This window comes from Pseudomonas sp. P5_A2_2, from assembly GCF_054177685.1.
The window spans coordinates 1-1,121 of record NZ_JBGCUL010001274.1 but is presented as its reverse complement, the minus strand read 5'-3'; the positions used below and the strand labels follow the sequence as shown (position 1 = coordinate 1,121).

The window sequence follows — 1,121 nt, the reverse complement described above, 5'->3', positions numbered from 1 at the left end:
GAGCACGGCATCGGAGCGCCCGTGGATCATCATACCGCCATGGGGCCGTTGTTCGGCGTAATCACCTTGGGCCCAGACGCCGGGGAACAGGCTGAAATAGGATTTGCGCAGTTTCTCGCCATCGGGATCGTTCCACAGGCCAACGGGTATCGCCGGGAAGTGCCGGGTGCAGACCAGTTCGCCTTTTTCGCCGATTACCGGTTGGCCTTCGTCGTTCCACACTTCGACGGCCATGCCCAGGCTCTTGCCCATGATTTCGCCACGTCTGATGGGCGACACAGGGTTGCCGTTGACGAAGYACGAGACGATGTCGGTGCCACCGGACATCGAGGCCAGACACACGTCAGCCTTGAAGTCGCGATAGACGAAGTCGTAACTGTGCGGTGACAGCGCCGAGCCGGTGCATAGCAGCATCTTGAGGCTGCTCAGGTCATGGCTTTCACGGGGCTTGATACCGCTGCTTTCCAGGGTCGCGAGGTATTTGGGGCTGGTGCCAAAGACACTGATGCCCTCGTCGTCGATCAGGTCGATCAAGCGTTGCGGGTCGGGGTGGAACGGCGAACCGTCGTACAGCACCACCGCACTGCCGACCGCCAATGCCGACACCAGCCAGTTCCACATCATCCAGCCGCAGGTGGTGTAGTAGAACAGGCGCTCGCCGGGGCCGAGATCGCAGTGCAGRCCGTGTTCCTTGACGTGTTGCAGGAGTACGCCGCCGGTACTGTGGATGATGCATTTGGGCACGCCGGTGGTGCCGCTGGAGTAGAGGATGTACAGCGGATGGGCGAAGGGCACGGGGACGAAATCGGGCTCGCCGCCAGGTTCATAGAAATCGTTCCACAGCGTCACGTTGGCCGGGGTACGGAAGTGTTCGATCCGCGTGTGGGGCCGCGCATAGGGCACGATGATCAACTGCTGCAACGACGGCAGGCGCTCGAGGATTTCGTTGAGCTTGGCGGTCTGGTCGATTTCCTTGCCGGCGTAGCGATAACCGGCGCAGGTCACCAGCACTTTCGGTTCGATCTGGCCGAAACGGTCAACCACCCCTTGGGTGCCGAAGTCGGGCGAAGAACAGGACCAGATTGCGCCAAGGCTGGTGGTGGCGAGCATGGCCACCAGGG

General features: G+C 61.8%; 1 protein-coding gene. It reads right to left on the bottom strand.

Annotated elements, in window-relative coordinates; all coding sequences use genetic code 11:
* The coding region (locus tag ACXRVY_RS30755; RefSeq protein ID WP_458239174.1) for an acetoacetate--CoA ligase at positions 1-1,121 on the bottom strand (1,121 nt) is incomplete at both ends.